The organism is Bradyrhizobium septentrionale (genome assembly GCF_011516645.4).
Taxonomy (GTDB): Bacteria; Pseudomonadota; Alphaproteobacteria; order Rhizobiales; family Xanthobacteraceae; genus Bradyrhizobium; species Bradyrhizobium septentrionale.
The window spans coordinates 4,031,859-4,049,275 of the sequence record NZ_CP088285.1; the positions used below are offsets into that span (position 1 = coordinate 4,031,859).

18 protein-coding genes are annotated in these 17,417 nt (G+C 65.3%); 13 read left to right on the forward strand and 5 right to left on the reverse strand.

All coding sequences use genetic code 11. The annotated features are described in order from the left end of the window. The first annotated feature begins 6 nt into the window (after nt 1-6). Complete coding sequence (locus HAP48_RS20885) at nt 7-576, forward strand: histidine phosphatase family protein (RefSeq protein ID WP_166210559.1); 570 nt, start codon at nt 7-9, stop codon at nt 574-576. Between the two features lie 281 nt (nt 577-857). On the opposite strand, the gene HAP48_RS20890 is transcribed toward HAP48_RS20885, so the two are convergent. Together HAP48_RS20890 and HAP48_RS20895 are read right to left on the reverse strand one after the other, a co-directional pair. Beyond that, entirely contained in the window at nt 858-1,646 is a 789-nt protein-coding gene (locus HAP48_RS20890; RefSeq protein ID WP_166210556.1) for an SDR family NAD(P)-dependent oxidoreductase, read from the reverse strand. Nucleotides 1,647-1,802: 156 nt separating this feature from the next. Next, on the reverse strand, nt 1,803-3,473 hold the full coding sequence (locus HAP48_RS20895; RefSeq protein ID WP_166210553.1) for a methyl-accepting chemotaxis protein: 1,671 nt from the start codon (nt 3,471-3,473) through the stop codon (nt 1,803-1,805). Nucleotides 3,474-3,984: 511 nt separating this feature from the next. Here HAP48_RS20895 and HAP48_RS20900 point away from each other — a divergent pair. From HAP48_RS20900 to HAP48_RS20945, 10 genes are all read left to right on the forward strand, one after another. Beyond that, entirely contained in the window at nt 3,985-4,656 is a 672-nt protein-coding gene (locus tag HAP48_RS20900) for a glutathione S-transferase family protein (protein WP_166210550.1), read from the forward strand. Nucleotides 4,657-4,783: 127 nt separating this feature from the next. Beyond that, nucleotides 4,784-5,155 (forward strand): nuclear transport factor 2 family protein, encoded by a 372-nt coding sequence (locus HAP48_RS20905; RefSeq protein WP_166210547.1) that lies wholly within the window; start codon nt 4,784-4,786, stop codon nt 5,153-5,155. Between the two features lie 124 nt (nt 5,156-5,279). After that, entirely contained in the window at nt 5,280-5,696 is a 417-nt protein-coding gene (locus tag HAP48_RS20910; RefSeq protein WP_166210544.1) for a YciI family protein, read from the forward strand. Between the two features lie 95 nt (nt 5,697-5,791). Further along, a complete protein-coding gene (locus tag HAP48_RS20915; protein WP_166210541.1) occupies nt 5,792-6,217 on the forward strand; it encodes a YciI family protein in 426 nt (141 codons plus the stop codon). 77 nt (nt 6,218-6,294) lie between these two features. Further along, on the forward strand, nt 6,295-6,660 hold the full coding sequence (locus HAP48_RS20920) for a YciI family protein (protein ID WP_166210538.1): 366 nt from the start codon (nt 6,295-6,297) through the stop codon (nt 6,658-6,660). A 351-nt stretch (nt 6,661-7,011) separates the two neighbouring features. Beyond that, on the forward strand, nt 7,012-7,719 hold the full coding sequence (locus HAP48_RS20925) for a TetR/AcrR family transcriptional regulator (RefSeq protein WP_166210535.1): 708 nt from the start codon (nt 7,012-7,014) through the stop codon (nt 7,717-7,719). Nucleotides 7,720-7,838: 119 nt separating this feature from the next. Beyond that, the gene (locus HAP48_RS20930; protein ID WP_166210532.1) at nt 7,839-8,330 is read left to right on the forward strand and encodes a DUF2852 domain-containing protein; all 492 of its coding nucleotides are present in this window, start codon (nt 7,839-7,841) and stop codon (nt 8,328-8,330) included. Between the two features lie 153 nt (nt 8,331-8,483). After that, nucleotides 8,484-9,254 carry a serine acetyltransferase domain-containing protein gene (locus HAP48_RS20935; RefSeq protein WP_166210529.1) on the forward strand — a complete coding sequence of 257 codons (771 nt, stop codon included), beginning with the start codon at nt 8,484-8,486 and terminating at the stop codon, nt 9,252-9,254. A gap of 184 nt (nt 9,255-9,438) precedes the next feature. Further along, entirely contained in the window at nt 9,439-10,605 is a 1,167-nt protein-coding gene (locus tag HAP48_RS20940; RefSeq protein ID WP_224496526.1) for an integrase core domain-containing protein, read from the forward strand. Between the two features lie 219 nt (nt 10,606-10,824). Next, complete coding sequence (locus HAP48_RS20945) at nt 10,825-11,913, forward strand: ISAs1 family transposase (protein ID WP_210292854.1); 1,089 nt, start codon at nt 10,825-10,827, stop codon at nt 11,911-11,913. A 56-nt stretch (nt 11,914-11,969) separates the two neighbouring features. Here the strand turns inward: HAP48_RS20945 and HAP48_RS20950 are convergent, their stop codons facing one another. Together HAP48_RS20950 and HAP48_RS20955 are read right to left on the reverse strand one after the other, a co-directional pair. Next, the gene (locus HAP48_RS20950) at nt 11,970-13,043 is read right to left on the reverse strand and encodes a tartrate dehydrogenase (protein WP_166210526.1); all 1,074 of its coding nucleotides are present in this window, start codon (nt 13,041-13,043) and stop codon (nt 11,970-11,972) included. A 21-nt stretch (nt 13,044-13,064) separates the two neighbouring features. Continuing rightward, nucleotides 13,065-14,378 (reverse strand): MFS transporter, encoded by a 1,314-nt coding sequence (locus HAP48_RS20955; RefSeq protein ID WP_166210523.1) that lies wholly within the window; start codon nt 14,376-14,378, stop codon nt 13,065-13,067. A 258-nt stretch (nt 14,379-14,636) separates the two neighbouring features. Between HAP48_RS20955 and HAP48_RS20960 the strand changes: the two genes are divergently transcribed. Continuing rightward, nucleotides 14,637-15,554 (forward strand): LysR family transcriptional regulator, encoded by a 918-nt coding sequence (locus tag HAP48_RS20960; protein ID WP_166210520.1) that lies wholly within the window; start codon nt 14,637-14,639, stop codon nt 15,552-15,554. A gap of 94 nt (nt 15,555-15,648) precedes the next feature. Here HAP48_RS20960 and HAP48_RS20965 read toward each other — a convergent pair whose 3' ends face one another. Continuing rightward, nucleotides 15,649-17,040: an MFS transporter gene (locus HAP48_RS20965; RefSeq protein ID WP_166210515.1), complete on the reverse strand. Its 1,392-nt coding sequence runs from the start codon at nt 17,038-17,040 to the stop codon at nt 15,649-15,651. A 179-nt stretch (nt 17,041-17,219) separates the two neighbouring features. Here HAP48_RS20965 and HAP48_RS20970 point away from each other — a divergent pair, with 179 nt between their 5' ends. Further along, the gene (locus HAP48_RS20970) at nt 17,220-17,393 is read left to right on the forward strand and encodes a hypothetical protein (protein WP_166210512.1); all 174 of its coding nucleotides are present in this window, start codon (nt 17,220-17,222) and stop codon (nt 17,391-17,393) included. Nucleotides 17,394-17,417: the final 24 nt, after the last annotated feature.

Sequence of the window (17,417 nt, forward strand, 5' to 3'; positions counted from 1 at the left end):
CCGAAGATGGACGGCGAAACGCATCTCTGGCTGATCCGCCACGCGCCGGTCGACGGTCCGCGCGGCGTGATCCACGCACCCGATGCGCCCGCGGATCTCGGCGATGCCGCGGCCTTCGCAACGTTGCAGGCGCGGCTGCCGGCTGGCGCCTTCGCCGTTTGCAGCCCGGCGCGGCGCACGCGTGAGACCGCGACGCGATTCGGTTTGACGGCGTCGGAGGACGACGCCTTTCGCGAACAGGATTTTGGCGACTGGACCGGCCGGCGCCACAGCGAGATCGAGCGAGAGCTCGGCGCGGCGGCCTATCGTGCGTTCTGGCAATCGCCGGGCACCAACCGGCCGCCCGGCGGCGAAAGCTTCGCCGACCAGATTGCGCGGACGTGGGCAGGGCTCGCGCGCCTGCCGGAAGGTGACGTCGTGCTGGTCGTGCATTCCGGCACCATCCGTGCGGTGCTTGCGATCGCGCTCGATCTCGCGCCGGAGCTCGCGCTGCGCTTCGTCATCGATCCGCTATCGCTGACGCGGATCGACCGGCTGGAGAATGCTTGGCGTGTCGTTGCAGTGAACTGGCGTTAAGATAATTGCGCCGGTCTCTGTCCGTCATCCTGAGGTGCGAGCCTTGCGGCGCAATTGCGCCGCTGGGCGAGCCTCGAAGGATGAATCGGCCGCCGGCCGGGCCGTCGACCCTTCGAGGGCCGCTGAAGAAGCGGCCACCTCAGGGTGACGGGATTGATCAGCGCGTAGCTCCATCCCGTCATTGCGAGGAGCGCCAGCGACGAAGCAATCCATTTCTCCACTTGCGGAACGATGGATTGCTTCGCTTCGCTCGCAATGACGGGGAAAGGGCTTGCGTGTCCTTACCCATTCCGCCGCTGGCCGCGCAGGGTCGGCAGGCCGATGCCGGCGGCGTCGAAGCCGCCGTCGACGGCGAGGATTTGTCCGGTGATGTAGCTGGCGCGCTCCGAGCACAGGAAGAAGATCGCTTCCGCCAGCTCCTCTTCCAGCCCGTAACGATTGAGCGGGATGGCGTCGTGATAGTCGGCGCGGATCTCCGGCGTGTGCACGGCCTTGGCCATCGCGGTCTCGACCGGCCCGGGCGCCACGCCGTTGACGCGGATGCCGAGCGCGGCGAGCTCGACCGCGAGCTGTTTGGTGAGGTGCGCAAGCCCCGCCTTGCTGGTGCCGTAGGCCGAGCGCAGCGTCGAGGCGCGCACCGCCGAGATCGAGGTGATGTTGACGATCGCGCCGCCGCCATGCTCGCGCATCAGGGGCGCGGCCGCCTTGGTGCACAGGAACGGGCCGGTGAGGTTGACCGCCATGATCCGGCTCCAGTCGGCGTCCGAGGTCTCCAGCACCGGCGTGAATACGGCAATGCCGGCGTTGTTGACCAGCGCGTCGAGCCGGCCGAAGCAGCCAGCGATCGCCGCCATCGCTTTGGTCACGCCGGCGGCATCGGATACGTCGCAGGTCAGCGCCAGCGTGGTGTCGCGCTGCTTCAGCGCCGCAACGGCGCTCGCCAGCAATTCACCCTCGATGTCGAGCAGCGCGACGCGCCAGCCGTCAGCGAGAAAGCGTTTCGCCGCGGCAAGCCCGATGCCGCGCGCGGCGCCGGTCACGAGTGCGACTTTTTGGGGAGCTGTAGTCATCGGGGTGGTCCATCGGTTCGGGCAAAGTCCGGACCGTCTGCGACCTTTACCCTGACGTGTCAACCCGACGAGGATTCTTCGTCACCCGGGGCGCGTCTCCGAAGGATGCACGGCCACCAGCCTGGGCCGTGCACCCTTCGAGGATCGCACCGCGGCTTACGCTGCGAGCTCGGCGGAGGCGCGCTGCATGTTGGTCGACATGTCCTGCGTCACGATGCTCTGCTCCTCGACCGCGGCGGCGGTAGAGGTGATGTATTCGTTGACGCCGGCGATCGCCGCCTTGATCTCGGACAGCGAGGTCACCACCTCGGCGGCGATCGAGTTCAGCGCGTCGATTTCCGAGGAGATCGTGTCGGTCGCCTGCTTGGCCTGGTTGGCGAGGCTCTTCACCTCGGAGGCGACCACCGCGAAGCCGCGGCCGGCTTCGCCCGCACGCGCCGATTCGATCGTGGCGTTGAGCGCGAGCAGGTTGATCTGCCCGGTGATGCTCGAGATCATCTCGACGATGCCGCTCATCGCTTGAGCTGCGGCATTGAGCTTCTGCGCCTGGCCGTCGGCAGCCTCGACGCGCCCAGAGGCGACCGCGGCGTTCTGCTTCGACTTGGTCATGGTTTCCGAGATCTCGCGGATCGAGGCGCTCATCTCCTCGCTGCCGGCGGCGACCGCCTCGATCAGGCCGCGCGCGCTGTCGGCCTTCTTGCGGCCGATCGCCTGCGCGGTGATGTCCGTGGCGTATTTCACCACCTTGTAGGGCTTGCCGTTGAGATCGAGGATCGGGTTGTAGGAAGCCTGGATCCAGATCTCGCGGCCCCCCTTGGCGATGCGCTTGTATTCGGCGGCCTGGAACTCGCCGCGGTTCAGCGCTCCCCAGAACTCGCGATAGCCGGCCGAGCTCGCCTCGACCGGCTCGACGAACATGCTTTGATGCTTGCCCTGGATCTCGGCAAGCAGATAGCCCATCGCGCCGAGGAAGTTCGGGTTCGCGGTGCGGATCGTGCCGTCCATGTTGAACTCAATCACCGCCTGCGACTTGCCGATCGCGTCGATCTGGCCGTCATTGTCGGCGGCCTTGAGCTTCTGCTGGGTGACGTCGGTGGCGAATTTGACGACCTTGAACGGCTTGCCGCGGTCGTCGAGGATCGGGTTGTAGCTGGCGAGGATCCAGATCTCCCTGGCGCCCTTGGCGAGGCGCTTGAATTCGCCGGACTCGAACTCGCCGCGGTTCAGCCGCGCCCAGAAATCGCGATAGGCCGCGCTGTCGCGGTCGGCCGGCGGCATGAAGATGCCGTGATGCTTGCCCTGGATCTCGGCGAGCGAATAGCCCATCGCGCCGAGGAAGTTCTCGTTGGCATTGACGATGGTGCCGTCCATGTTGAACTCGATCACCGCCTGCGCGCGGCCGATCGCGGCGATCTTGCCGGCGTCTTCCATGCTGTGGATCTTCTGCGTGGTGATGTCGGTGGCGAATTTGATGACGCCGACCGGCTTGCCGCTCTTGTCCAGGATCGGGTTGTAGGAGGCCTGGATCCAGATCTCACGGCCGCCCTTGGCGACGCGCTTGTACTGTGCGGCCTGGAATTCGCCGCGGTTGAGGCTCGCCCAGAATGCGCGATAGTCGTGGCTGTCGCGATACGCCGGCTCGACGAACATGCCGTGGTGCTTGCCCCTGATCTCGTCGAGCGTGTAGCCCATTGCGTTCAGGAAGTTCTCGTTGGCGGTGACGATGGTGCCGTCGAGCTTGAACTCGATCACCGCCTGCGACTTGCCGATCGCGGCGGCTTGCGCCAGCGCACTGTCGATGTTTGCCTTGTTGCTGAAACTGAACATCAGGGCTCCGTGAAGGGTTCAAAAGAAACGGGAGTCGGAAAAGCGGATCGCGGCAACTCACGGAAAGGTTGCAGCGAGCCGTTTAGCATCCGTAAAGCCTGTTGCTCGCGCGCGTCTGGCACGGACTGCACAACGCGTTGCGTCGCGCGCCCATCTATTTCAACTTGCGAAGAAATTTTCCGATGTGCACGCTATCATCCATAGTCGGCATGCGATGTTCACCGTAATCCTACGGACGAGAATCGATGACAACTTTCATCTGATGCGGATGATCGGAACGGGTGCACTTCAGCAACGCTGATAGACCTATTACGAAGCCTGATATTGCTGACTGCTTCGCAGAGCAATCCAGCATCGTGATTCGCGTGCTTGACGAATCCGCGTCGCGTCGATGCTCAATGTCCAAGCTCATATCCATGCCCGGCGACGGCCAAAAATAATTACTGTGCCGGATGTCGGCGGCGCGTTCTCCACGTCGTCCTCCGGGCACTGGTTTCACCATGGAGTTCTGATGTCGCTCACCCTGCATTACCACCCGCTGTCCTCGTTCTGCTGGAAGGTGCTGGTCGCGCTTTACGAGAACGGCGCACCGTTCACGCCCAACATGGTCAATCTCGGCGATGCCGCGCAACGCGCGGCGCTGCTCGCGCTGTGGCCGATCGGCCGTTTCCCCGTGCTCCGCGACGAGGCGCGGGGCGAGACCGTGCCGGAGTCGAGCATCGTCATCGAATATCTCGACCGGCATTATCCCGGCACCGTCGCCTTGATCCCCGAAGGTCAGGATCTCGCGCTGCAGACCCGGCTGCGCGATCGCTTCCTCGATCTCTATGTCCATCTGCCGATGCAGAGGATCGTCGGCGACCGGCTGCGGCCGGCGGACAGCAAGGACCCACGTGGGGTCGCCGAGGCGCGGGCGCAGCTCCGTACATCCTATGCGATCCTGGATCAGCAACTGATCCGGGATCAGCAACTCGCGCATGGCGGCTGGATGATGGGCGAACGCTTCTCGCTGGCCGATTGTGCCGCCGCGCCGGCGCTGTTCTACGGCAACAGGGTCGAGCCGTTCGGCGACGGCCATCCGCATCTGGCCGGCTATCTGGCGCGGCTGCAGGCGCGGCCGTCCTTCGCGCGTGTGCTCCGCGAGGCCGAACCCTATTTCGGCATGTTCCCCAAGGAAGGCTGAAGTCCCATCCGGTTCCCGAAATAAACTGCGGCGCGATGTCGTTTTCGCGCCGCCCTGTTCGTCATCTCCCTGAGGCCCGGGTTCTGGAGCGCGCTCCGGAGGCCCGGGCGAATTGTGTGGAGACGACATGGCTGCAGCTGGCAACAGGGCCGAGATCATCCGCGGGCTCTTCGCCGCCTATCTCGCCAACGACCGCGCGGCGGTCGAGGCGGCATTTGCGGAGGATTTCCGCTTCTCGACGCCCTATGGCGAGAACATCGACAAGCCGCGCTATTTCGCCGAGTGCTGGCGCGACTCCGGCTGGATCGGCCGCCACGAGATCGAGCGCATCATGGTCGACGGAGGAGAGGCCTTCGTCACCTATCGCTGCGTCGGCCGCGACGGCAAGAGCTTTCGTAACACCGAGTTTGTCGTGTTCGACGGCGACAAGGTGTCGCGCATCGACGTCTATTTCGGTCCGTCGCACCAGGACGGCGAACTCGTCAGGCAGGAGCGCTGAAGGCTGTGGCGCGCGATGCAATGACCTCCGAAATAATTTCGCTCGACCTGTCGGCGTGGCAAGAGCGGCGGCGTCCTTCTGACGAGCGCCGGCCGACGCCGGTCCACCACAACGGAGCAGGACGATGAAGTTCATGGTGATCGTGAAGGCGAACAAGGATACCGAAGCCGGCGTGATGCCGAGCACCGAGCTGCTCGCCGCGATGGGCAAGTTCAACGAGGAGATGGTCAAGGCCGGCGTGATGCAGGCCGGCGAGGGCCTGCATCCGACCAATAAGGGCGCCCGTGTCAAATATGCCGGCGGGCAGAGCACCGTGAGCCACGGACCGTTCAGCCCGACCGGCGATCTCGTCTGCGGCTTCTGGCTGATCGAGACCAAATCGCTCGACGAAGCGATTGGCTGGATGAAGCGCGCACCGTTCGACGGTGGCTCCGAGATCGAGATCCGTCAGGTGTTTGCCGCGGAGGATTTCGGCGAGGCGCTGACGCCCGAGCTGCGCGAGCGGGAAGAGCGGTTGCGCGCGCAGGCCGCAAAGAAGTGACGTCTTCGTCATCGCGGGCTTGCGTCCGACGGCGCATACCCGAGATGACGGGAGCGAGAATCGCGAATGGTTCAACAAGCAAGGAAGATCGACCAATGCGTTTCATGATGCTGATGATCCCGCAGGGCTACGAGTCCGCACCGGCCAAGCTCGACCTCGACCCGGAACGGGTCGCCGCGATGATGCGATACAATCAGGCGCTGAAGGATGCCGGCGTGCTGATCACCCTGGAAGGCCTGCATCCGCCGGCGACCGGCGCGCGGGTCAGGTTCGACAGCGGCTTGCCCGTCGTGACCGACGGTCCGTTCACCGAGGCCAAGGAAGTGATCGGCGGCTTCTGGATGATCGACGTCGCCTCGCGCGCTGAAGCGATCGCATGGGCCAAGAAGTGCCCGGCTTCCGCCAACGAGATGATCGAGATCCGCCAGGTGCAGGAGATGGGCGATTTCTCCGAGGAGGTGCAACAGGCCGCCGCCACCTTCGAGCACCCGCAGGGCGGCTGGGGCAAGGCGCTGCGCTAACCAACACAGCGATGCCGCTTCAGAGCGTCATCGCGTCACGCACGACGATCAACCAACCACCACAACGGAGACGCAAGATGAGCACCAACACCTTCCTCGCCGTCTATCTCGGCGGCGGCAAAACCGGTTCGCGCATGGCAGCCTGGAACGCGATGCCGGAGGCCGAACGGCGTGCCAAGGAGCAGCAGGGCATGGCCGCCTGGGGCGCCTGGGTCGAGAAGCACCACGACGTGATCGTCGAGATGGGCGGACCGCTCGGCAAGACCAAGAAGGTCGCCGCTGACGGCACCGCCGACATCGCCAATCTGATGACCGGCTTCACCGTGGTGCGCGCGGCGTCGCACGAAGCGGCGGCAAAGCTGTTCGAGAACCACCCGCATTTTGCGATCTTCCCGGGCGAGGCCGTCGAGATCATGCCGGTGCTGCCGATCCCGGGCCGCTGAGGCCGGACCATTCACTTCCCCTTGAAAAGGGGAGGTCGCTTTGCTCGCCAGAGCAAAGCGGGTGGGGATCTGCTCTCTCCACATGCTTCGTCGCCTGCGGCTGGCCCCCATCCCGACCTTCCCCCTTTCAGGGGGAAGGGGAAGATGGAGCCATTGGCTTGAGCCGGGCTGCTCTGGTCGAGAGCAGCGAGCCTGCGCCACCTATCCGTTAATCTTGATTAACCCGCGCCCCGCCGCATAGCGTTTTCCGCGGAAAACGCGTTGAAACAAGAATCCAGGCCAACGGTCCTGGGTCGGCCAGGACCGTTGGCCTAGTGACCTTTACCGCCGGCTCATGTAAAAGCCGTTCACATGAGCTGGCGCAAGGACCAAGGCCGCGCCGAGCGCGGCTATCATCACGGCAATCTCAAAGAGGCGTTGCTGCAGGCAGCCCTCGACCTGATCACGAAGAAGGGGCCGGCCGGCTTCACCTTCGCCGACGCCGCGCGGATGGCCGGCGTCAGCCCCGCCGCGCCGTACCGGCACTTCCGCGACCGTGACGAGTTGATCGCCAGCATCGCGCAGCGCGGCTTCGAGCAGTTCGAATCGCTCTTGACGCAGGCCTGGGACGACGGCCGTCCCGACACCGTCTCGGCGTTCGAGCGGGTCGGCAAGGCCTATCTCGCCTTTGCCCGCGAGGAGCCTGCGTTCTACTCCGCGATGTTCGAATCCGGCCTGCCGATCGATTCCAATCCAACCCTGATGGCCGCGAGCGAACGCGCGTTTGCGATCATCCGCGCCGCCGCTGAGCGGCTCGCAGCGCTGGCGCCGCCCGGCACGCCGCGTCCGCCGGCGATGATGATGGCGCTGCACATCTGGTCGATGTCGCATGGCGTGGCCTCGCTGTTCGGCCGCGGCGATGCGGCGCGGCGCAAGCTGCCGATGTCGCCGGAGGAGTTGCTCGAAGCCGAAGTGCTGATCTATCTGCGCGGCCTCGGCTTCCGCACTGACCGCAGGCCGGCCGCCACCGCGGCGGCCGACGACGACAAGCCTGCGGGTCCCTGGGGCAAGCCGAAATAAAATTTCAAAAATAATCGCAGGGGTGCGTCATCCGCGCTGCTTGACTTTCCCAAGGGGTCGGCTATCTATGTAAATGTTATTTACATTCACAACGGCGTGATGCCGTCATGGAGAAGGAAATGGCCTACACCGCTGATGTCAATCGCTGGCGCGGCCCCGTCGAAGAACCCTACCGCCCCTACTTCTACGCGACGCCGTGGCATCCCCTGAAGATCGCCGGGATCATCCTTGGTTTCATGATCTGGTGGCCGATCGGTCTCGCCCTTCTCTTTTTCACACTCGGGAGCAGAAAGATGGCCTGTTGGAGTCACAACGACATGGATCGCTGGCAGAACAAGATGGAGCGCATGCAGGACAGGATGGAGCGGATGAAGAGCCGCATGGAGCGCCACGGCTTCCCGTTCGGCGGCTTCGGCCCGCCCTCGAGCGGCAACCGCGCCTTCGACGAATACCGCACGGACACGCTGCGCCGGCTCGAGGAGGAGCAGGTCGAGTTCAAGAACTTCCTCGATCGCCTGCGCCACGCCAAGGACAAGGAAGAGTTCGACGCCTTCATGGCGCAACACAAGACCCGTCCGACCCCGCCGAACGACCAGCCGCCGCAGAGCTGATCACGGAAGGTAAGCGCTAGCCTTCAGGCGATGTGCCCCCATAACACCTGATGGCCCTGAGCCGCCCGTTTGCGATGAGCAAGCGGGCGGTTTGCATTTTGGGAGCGTCGCGCCCACTCTATCGTCGGCGGCCCGGACGATGAGGCGAAGATCATGGCGACGCACGTGACGGCGAGTTCTGACGATCTCTGGCGTTCGATCCGGCGCGAAGCGGAAGCCGCCGTCGTCGCCGATCCCTTTCTCGAAGCGTCGGCCGCCTTCATCCTCGATCAGGGCGAGCTCGGCGGCGCGCTTGCGTTCCTGATCGGTCGGCGCATCGGCCGCGCCGAGGTCGATCGTGCGCAGTTTGCGCGCGCGGCCCGCGAGGCGTATGCGGCCGAGCCCGCGCTGGTCGATGCCGCGGCCGTTGATCTCACGGCGGTCGTGCGCCGCGATCCGGCGATCTCAGGCTTCCTGCCGCCGCTCCTCAACTTCAAGGGCTACGCCGCGCTGCAGGCCTGGCGCGTGTCGAACTGGCTGTGGCGCCAGGACCGCCCCGACCTCGCGCTGCTGATGCAGAGTGCGGCGGCGGACCAGTTGCAGATCAGTATTCACCCGTCGGCCCAAATCGGAACCGCGGTGTTCCTCGATCACGGCACCGGCATCATCATCGGCGCGCTGGCTTCTGTCGGCGACGAGGTCACGATTTTGCAGAACGTCACCATCGCGCGCCATCAGGACGACCCGCGCCACGCCCCGACCATCGGCCGCGGTGTGCTGCTCAGTGCCGGCGCAACGGTGATCGGACATCTCTCGATCGGCGATTTCGCCAAGATCGGCGCCGGCGCGCTGGTGACCTCGGATGTGCCCGCCGGCTGCACCGCAATCGGCGTGCCGGCGCGGCTGACGAACTGCGCGGAGGCGGAGACGTCGGCGCAATCCTAGAGTTTGTTAGGTGAGCACCCTGGTAGGGCTCCCTCTCCCGCTTGCGGGGGAGGGTTGGGGTGGGGGCTCTCTCCGCGGTACAGACCGGATAGATACCCGACAGTTTAGACCGGCATGATTGCCGACAGGTTTCTAGAAGCATCGGCGGGAGGGCCCGACGATGCCGTTCAGAGAGACCAGTCGGATGGAAGAGCGTATCCGGATGCTTATGGAGTACGAGAGCGGGAACTGGAGCGTGTCGGAGTTGTGCCGCCGTCACGGTATCTGCCGCGACACGTTTTACGCATGGCGCCAGCGGAAGCAGAGCGGCGATCCGGAGTGGTTCAGGGACCGTTCGCACGCGCCGCAGCAATGCCGACAAACGACCGATGCGGCGATTGCAGAGAAGGTGATCGCGGCTCGGCAGCGCTTTCCCTATCTGGGACCGCGCAAGCTGCTCGCCCTGCTTGACCGCCAGGCGCCGGAGATCGATTGGCCGGCGGCGTCGACGATTGGGAGCATTCTCAAGCGCGCGGGGCTGATCTCGCCGGTGAAGCGCCGCCGCCGTCCGCTCGACCAGCGGCGTCCCTGCACGCCGGTGCAGGAGCCGAACGACGAGTGGAGCGTGGACTTCAAGGGTTGGTTCCGCACCCGCGACCAGTGCCGGATTGATCCGTTGACGGTGGCTGACAGCCACAGTCGCTTCCTGATCGAACTGCAGATCGTCGCACCGACGACCGAGGGCGTCCGCCCCCGCTTCGAGAGGGCTTTCCGCGAGCATGGCCTGCCGCGGGCAATCCGCTGCGACAATGGTTCGCCGTTCGGCTCGCGCGGCGCCGGCGGTCTCACCACATTGTCGGTCTGGTGGCTGAAGCTCGGCATTACGCCGCACTTCATCCGTCCGGCCTCGCCGCAGGAGAACGGTCGCCATGAGCGCATGCATCGCACCTTGAAGGCGCAAACATCGAGCCCACCGGCAGATAATGCGTCCGAGCAACAGGCCCGCTTTGACGCCTTCCGAGAGCATTACAATAAGGAACGTCCTCACGAAGCGCTGGGCCAACGGCCGCCGGAGGACGCCTATCGAGCATCTCAACGCACCATGCCGGATCGCGAGCAAGACCCCTGGTATGACGCCGATCACCAGGCCCGCCGTGTTCGCGGCAATGGGGAGATTAAATGGAAAGGCAAGTTCGTCTTTATCGGTCAGGCGCTGGTGAACGAACTTGTCGGCATCGCCGAACTCGATACCGGTGACCACGTCGTCCGCTTCTGCGACCTCGACGTCGGTCTCATCGACCGCCGCGGCCTGTTCACCCGGTTCGCTCCGCCTCGTGAGGGGCTGCGCGAACCGGGCGAACAGACCGCTTAACCCAAACTGTCGGGGATCATGCCGGTCCAAAATGTCGGGAATCATGCCGGTTGAACACGCGAGTCGTGCTGTGGAGACAGCCCCCACCCGGATCACATCTACGATGCGATCCGGCCTCCCCCGCAAGCGCAGGGGAATCGCATATGGATTTTTCTTGTGTTGAGGCTGAATAGGGATTCTTGAGGGAGGCAGTTTTTCGAAGGAGAAACGGCCATCTGCCTGGAAACCTGTTTTGGATCGGTTCCCGACCCCCGAGCCGGAAACGCGACGCATCGGTTGGGCGACCTGATCGTGATGATGGTCGCCGCGAGCCTGTGCGGGGCCGCGACAGCAACCGAATTTGCGTTGTTCGCGGAGACCCGTAGGGCTGTGCTGTCTCGCCTGATCGATTACGACGTGGCCCCCAGCCACGATACTTTCTCGCGGCTTTTGCGGCTGCTGGATCCGCGGGCGTTCGAGCAGGCTTTTGCGTCGTTTGCCGCGGGTTTTGCCCGGGCGCTCGGCGAATCCAGCGGCACGACTGTGGCCACGCCAGACGAGGTGGTCGCGCTCGACGGCAAGGCCTTGCGGCGCGCCTATGAACAAGGCCAGCAGGCCTATCCGCCGCTGACGGTCTCGGCCTTCGCCACGCAAACCCGGCTTTGCCTTGCGGCCGCGTCGCCGACGGCGGCCGAGAACGAGATTGAGGCCGCCCTGAAGGTGATCGCGCTGATTGATCTGACTGACAAGATCGTCACGGCCGACGCGCTGCATTGCCATCGCCGGATGGCCGAGGCGGTCGTCGAACAGAATGCGGACTATGTGCTGGCGCTGAAAGGCAACCGTGGTCACTGGCACAAGGAAGCCGAGAGCCTGCTGGCACGAGCGCCCTCGCCACCGGTTGTCGAGCAGACGGAACGCGGTCATGGCCGCGACGAATGGCGGAAAGCTGAGGTGGTGCCGGTCGAGACCGCGCTGATGCCCGGCCATGCCGCCATCATCCGGATCACTTCCCGGCGTGATCGGTCCGAGCCGCTGACGCGCTTGTTCATGACCTCGCGCGTGTTCTCGCCGCAGCAGGCCCTCGACATCACGCGAGCCCATTGGCAGGTCGAGAACGGCCTGCACTGGATGCTTGATGTTCATCTCGCCGAGGATATGAACCGAGCTCGCAAGGACCACGCACCTGCCAACATCGCCATCCTCAAGCGAATCGCAAAAAATATCCTGCAGATGACCGACCCGCCGAAGGTCCCTATCAGCCACCGCATCAAAAAATGCGCATGGAACGACGACTACCTCCTCAAAGCCCTGGCCCATATGCGATAGCCCTGCCCGCAAGCGGGAGAGGCGAACGGAGTTCGCGGCTAGCTAGCGCGCGCCCCCTACACATTCGACCCATGGATCGCGTCGATCACCGCGTCAGTCACTTCCTTCGTCGTCGCCGTGCCGCCGACGTCGGGCGTCAGCACGCCGGCGGCGCAGACCTTCTCGACTGCCGCCATCAATCGTGCGGCGGCGTCCTTTTCGCCGAGATGCTCCAGCATCTGCGCGCCGGTCCAGAAGGTCGCCACCGGGTTGGCTATGCCCTTGCCGGTGATGTCGAAGGCCGAGCCGTGGATCGGCTCGAACATCGAGGGGAAGCGGCGCTGCGGATCGATGTTGCCGGTCGGCGCCACGCCGAGGCTGCCGGCCAGGGCGCCGGCGAGATCGGAGAGGATGTCGGCGTGCAGGTTGGTCGCCACAATCGTGTCGAGGCTCTTCGGATGCAGCGTCATCCGCACCGTCATGGCGTCGACCAGCATCTTGTCCCAGGTGACGTCGGGGAACTCCCGCGCCACCTCGGCCGCGATCTCGTCCCACATCACCATGCCGTGGCGCTGCGCGTTCGACTTGGTCACCACGGTGAGGAATTTGCGCGGCCGCGACTGCGCGAGCTGGAACGCGTAGCGCATGATCCGCGTCACGCCGACCCGGGTGAAGACAGCGACTTCGGTGCCGACTTCCTCCGGCAGGCCCTTGTGGGCGCGGCCGCCCATCCCGGCATATTCGCCTTCGGAATTCTCGCGCACGATCACCCAGTCGAGATCGCCGACGCCGACATTGCGCAGCGGCGAGGCGACGCCGGGGAGGATCTTGGTCGGCCGCACATTGGCGTATTGGTCAAAGCCCTGGCAGATCGGCAGGCGAAGGCCCCACAGGGTGATGTGGTCGGGCACATCGGGCGCGCCGACCGCGCCGAAATAGATCGCGTCGAACTTCTTCAGTTCGGCCAAGCCGTCGGCCGGCATCATCACGCCGTGCTTCTTGTAATAGTCCGAGCCCCAGTCGAAGGTCTTGACGTTGAAGCTGATGTCGCCGCTGCGCTTGGCCAGCGCCTCGAGCACGCGGACACCTGCGGAGATCACTTCGGGGCCGATGCCGTCGGCGGGGATGGCGGCGATGGAATGGGTGCGCATGGGTTGTCTCCGGATCTGTTGTTAGCGGGTTTGGACAGGATTGGGTTGCGGGTCGGCCTGCACTGGTGCGGCTTGCGCGCGCGACAGCAGCAGCGTGAGCACGGCTGACAGCACCAGCAGGGCGGCGACGAAATAGAGGCCGCCCTCGAAGCTGCCGGTGCGTTCCTTGATCCAGCCGATCATCGCCGGGCCGACGAAGCCGCCGAGATTGCCGATCGAGTTGATGGTGGCGATCCCGGCCGCGGCGGCCGAGCCCGACAGGAACATGGTCGGCATGCTCCACAGCGGCGGCTTCGACGAGGAGATGCCGATATTGACCAAGGTCAGCGCCGCGATCACGGCGGCAAGGCCGGTCCACAGGCCGGCCAGCGCGAGTCCCGCTGATGCCATCAGGCAGGCCAGCACCACGTGCCAGGTGCGTTCGCCGGTGCGGTCGGAATGCCGCGCCCACAGCACCATCGCGATCACGGCGATGGTTGCCGGCACCGCGTTGAGGAAGCCGACCTGGAGCGACGACAGGCCGAACGCCTTGATGATCTGCGGCGCCCACACACCAAGTGTGTAAAGCCCGGCGGAGGTGCCGAAATAGACCAGCGACAGCGCCAGCACGCGCGGGTCCGCAAGGCCGCGCCAGATGCTGTGGCTCGCGGTCGCGGCCTTGCCGTCGTTCTCGGCCTTCATGGTCTTGACCAGCCAGGCCCGTTCGTCGTCGGCCAGCCATTTGGCCTGCTCCGGCCGGTCGGTCAGGAAGCCCAGCACCACGAAGCCGAGCAGCACGGCGGGCACCGCTTCCAGCACGAACAGCCATTGCCAGCCCTTGAAGCCGAACAGGCCGTCCATCTCCAGCAGCGCGCCCGATACCGGCGAGCCGAGCACGGTCGAGAGCGGCGCCGCGGCCATGAACAGTGCGGTGACCGCGGCGCGCTGCCGCGCCGGGAACCAGTAGGAAAGATAGAGGATGATGCCGGGGAAGAAGCCGGCTTCGGCAGCGCCGAGCAGGAAGCGCAGCACGTAGAAGCTGGTCGCGCCCTGCACCAGCGCCATCGCCGCCGAGACCAGGCCCCAGGTGATCATCACCCGCGCGATCCAGATCCGCGCGCCGATCTTGTGCAGGATGATGTTGGAGGGCACCTCGAACAGGAAGTAGCCCCAGAAGAAGATACCGGCGCCGAAGCCATAGACGGTCGGCGACAGGCCGATGTCCTTGTTCATGGTCAGCGACGCGAAGCCGATATTGACCCGGTCGATGAAGGCCACGAAGTACAGCAGCATGATGAACGGCACGATGCGCAGTGAGATCTTGCGCAACACGCGAGTGCCAAGCTCGCTTTCCATGGGCTTCCCCGGGGTTCGTCTTGTTTGTTGGGACGGCGCATTTCGCCGCGCCACCGGAAAGCCTAGAGGCTCGCGCCCTTCCGCTTCAATCCGCGCCGGTTTATACAAAAAAATGATATAATCGCTTCTCCGTCTTCTCGCCGGGTCGTCATGGCCGGGCTTGTCCCGGCCATCCACGCCTTTCTTCGTGCCGCCAAGACGTGGATGCCCGGCATAAGGCCGGGCATGACGGAATCGATGTCTAAAGGAGCCAGCACCTTGGAACTGCACCAGCTTCGCTGCTTCGTGGCCGCTGCCGAGGAACTGCATTTCGGCCGCGCCGCGCAGCGCCTGCAGATGATGCCGTCGGCGCTGGGCCGCCACATCAAGCTGCTGGAAGAAGACCTCGGGGTGCGGCTGTTCGCGCGCACCACGCGCGCGGTGTCGTTGACCGAAGACGGCGCGACGTTGCTGCGCGAGGGACGTGCGCTGCTCGGCCGCGCCGAGGCGATTGAGGACGGCTTTCGCCGCCGGCTGCGCAAGCCACAGGCGCGACGATTCCGGATCGGTGCGATCGACAGCGCCGCGGCCGGCCTGCTGCCGCCGCTGCTGCGCGACCTCCGCACCGCCCATCCCGACGTCACGGTGCAGCTGCTAGAGGAGAAGACCATCCGTCTGTTGCCAAAACTGCTGTCGGGCGCGCTCGATCTCGCTTTCGTGCGCCCGCCGGAGCGGCCCGACCGGCGCATCGAGTTCGTTCCGTTATTTCGGGAAACCGCCGTGGTGGCGCTGTCGCACACACATGCGCTGGCGCGGTGCAAGCAGATCGTGCTGCCCGATATCGCCGATCAGCCTTTGATCGTGCCGGAGCGCCGCTCGCGACCGCACAGCCACGATCTCACGACAAAACTGTTCGACGAGGCCGGGCTGACGCCGCGCATCCAGGAGATCGCCGACGAGAAGCAGACCATCGTCAACATGGTCGCGGCGCGGCTCGGCGTTGCCATCGTGCCGCGCTGGACCGCGCGGATGGCGATCCCGGGCGTGCGTTTCGTTCCCCTCAGACTCAAGCGCGGCAGCGCCGCCGGCCGCCTGCCGCTCGCCGCCGCCTGGCTGAAAGGCTCCCGCGACCCGGTGCGAGACCAGGTGATGGCGGTGCTGGAGGCGAGGCTGAAGAGCTACGCACGGGAGGCGTGAACAGCTTTCGTCATTCCGGGCGTGCGAAGCACGAGCCCGGAATCCATCGGGCCACATGTTCCATGGATGAATGACGGTGGATGCAGGCGCGCTGCTACCGCTGCTCCGCCCGGCTTTCCGACATCTCGGTCTGCGCTGCAGGAAACAGCGTGGCTGCACCGACCACACCGGCGATGGCTCCGACTGCCGCGAGGATGAATGGAGCCGCGAATGCCGACGCCATATCCGTTGTCTTGAGCATCGCCCCCAGCGCGGCAATGCTGACGGCAAAGCCGGCCTGACGGACGATCATTGTCATGGCCGACGCCATGCCGGCTTGCGCGGGCGGAGCGAGGGCCAGCGCGACGTTTCCCAGTTGCGGGTTCGCCAGTGCTGCTCCGATGCCGATCGTCAGCATGCCGGCCGACGTCGCGATGCTACGCATCGTAGCGTCGGCAGACAGCGCGGCAACCACAAGCAGCGCGTCTCCCGAAGCGACAACACCAAGGGCCGCCATGAAGAAACGTCGCCAGCCCCATCGGGTGACAAAGCGCCCACCCAGCAGCATCGGCAATGTCGCCGCAAGCAGCGCCACGCCCGCCACTTCCATGCTGACATGCAGGCCGGTGCTCAGGAACAGCGGCAGGTAGACCAGTGTTGCCCAGTAACCGAACTGGAGGGCGGTCAACGACGCGCCGACCCCGATCATCGGTGCTGTCGCGAACACGCGCGGGTTGAGCACTGGATTGAGGCAGCGCCACTGCTGCCGGACGAACCCGAAGGCGGTCGCCACGCCTGCGATCAGGCCGGTCGCTCTCATGATCGGCGAGGCGTCATGTCTCAACAGCGCGTCGATGGCAAGACCCAGCGCCAGCGTCAGCAGCACGATGCCAACAGGATCGAGCGGGCGCCCGCCCGGTTCATTCGTCTCGGTGATAAGCCGTGGCACGGCGAGCGCCAGCGTCAGGCAGAACGGGATATTGGCAAGGAAGATCCAGCGCCAGCCACACCAGGCAGCCAGCAGGCCTCCCAAGGTTGGGCCAAGCGCCATGGCAACGCCCGAGATCACGCCAATGGTGCCGAAGACCCTTGCCCGTTGGCTCTGGTGGGGAAATGCCCCGGCGACCAGCGCGATCGCGCCCGTGATCAGGAAGGCCGCGCCGATACCTTGCAGGGCCCGTGCAGCGAGCAGCAGCGGACCGCTCGTCGCCGCACCGCAGGCGATCGAACCCAGCAGAAACACGATGTTGCCGGCCAGCATCGCACACCGGCGACCGAAGCGATCCGCGAGTGCGCCCGATGCCAGCAGCGCGCCGGTGAGGGCCAGGCTGTAGGCGTCGATGACCCAGGCGGCTCCGGCAGCGGCAAACCCGAGATCCCCTGCAATGCCCGGCAGCGCAACCACGACAGCGGTCACATCGAACGGGATCAGGAATACGCCAAGGCCAAGAACTGACGTGATCAGGCTCGGTCGATGTGGGGCGACCTGAGACGAGCGATCGTGCATGCCGCGCTTCCTCCACGAACCCTGCCGCGGTTGCGCCCGGGCAAGGTCTGCCTACGCCCGTGCTGCTGACAGCATGGTGTCAGCAGGGCCGGCAGCCCGAACCTGTTTGCGATCGGGGCGCACAAAGAGGAGCCGGGTCCTTGTTGGTCTCGCTGGCGGATGGATTAAGGTCGTCGTCGATGGATATTTGGACCAGATGCCTTCTTGGCGTGACCGCCTTCGCCGTGCTCGGCTATTTCGCCCTGATCTACGGAGGCTGTGCGCTGGATCAACGATGTCATCTGCGCTCCTGTTACGCGCACAGGGTCTGCGGTGTGGTCTACGACACCGACGTTCCCACGGAGGCGCAGTGAAGCCGGACCGGCGTAGGCCGCCTG

Excerpts from the sequence above, each read along its gene's own strand:
- HAP48_RS20885 (WP_166210559.1), top strand. The coding sequence starts at position 7 with ATGGACGGCGAAACGCATCTCTGGCTGATCCGCCACGCGCCGGTCGAC.
- HAP48_RS20890 (WP_166210556.1), bottom strand. The coding sequence starts at position 1,646 with ATGACTACAGCTCCCCAAAAAGTCGCACTCGTGACCGGCGCCGCGCGC.
- HAP48_RS20895 (WP_166210553.1), bottom strand. The coding sequence starts at position 3,473 with ATGTTCAGTTTCAGCAACAAGGCAAACATCGACAGTGCGCTGGCGCAA.
- HAP48_RS20900 (WP_166210550.1), top strand. The coding sequence starts at position 3,985 with ATGTCGCTCACCCTGCATTACCACCCGCTGTCCTCGTTCTGCTGGAAG.
- HAP48_RS20905 (WP_166210547.1), top strand. The coding sequence starts at position 4,784 with ATGGCTGCAGCTGGCAACAGGGCCGAGATCATCCGCGGGCTCTTCGCC.
- HAP48_RS20910 (WP_166210544.1), top strand. The coding sequence starts at position 5,280 with ATGAAGTTCATGGTGATCGTGAAGGCGAACAAGGATACCGAAGCCGGC.
- HAP48_RS20915 (WP_166210541.1), top strand. The coding sequence starts at position 5,792 with ATGCGTTTCATGATGCTGATGATCCCGCAGGGCTACGAGTCCGCACCG.
- HAP48_RS20920 (WP_166210538.1), top strand. The coding sequence starts at position 6,295 with ATGAGCACCAACACCTTCCTCGCCGTCTATCTCGGCGGCGGCAAAACC.
- HAP48_RS20925 (WP_166210535.1), top strand. The coding sequence starts at position 7,012 with ATGAGCTGGCGCAAGGACCAAGGCCGCGCCGAGCGCGGCTATCATCAC.
- HAP48_RS20930 (WP_166210532.1), top strand. The coding sequence starts at position 7,839 with ATGGCCTACACCGCTGATGTCAATCGCTGGCGCGGCCCCGTCGAAGAA.
- HAP48_RS20935 (WP_166210529.1), top strand. The coding sequence starts at position 8,484 with ATGGCGACGCACGTGACGGCGAGTTCTGACGATCTCTGGCGTTCGATC.
- HAP48_RS20940 (WP_224496526.1), top strand. The coding sequence starts at position 9,439 with ATGGAAGAGCGTATCCGGATGCTTATGGAGTACGAGAGCGGGAACTGG.
- HAP48_RS20950 (WP_166210526.1), bottom strand. The coding sequence starts at position 13,043 with ATGCGCACCCATTCCATCGCCGCCATCCCCGCCGACGGCATCGGCCCC.
- HAP48_RS20955 (WP_166210523.1), bottom strand. The coding sequence starts at position 14,378 with ATGGAAAGCGAGCTTGGCACTCGCGTGTTGCGCAAGATCTCACTGCGC.
- HAP48_RS20965 (WP_166210515.1), bottom strand. The coding sequence starts at position 17,040 with ATGCACGATCGCTCGTCTCAGGTCGCCCCACATCGACCGAGCCTGATC.
- HAP48_RS20970 (WP_166210512.1), top strand. The coding sequence starts at position 17,220 with ATGGATATTTGGACCAGATGCCTTCTTGGCGTGACCGCCTTCGCCGTG.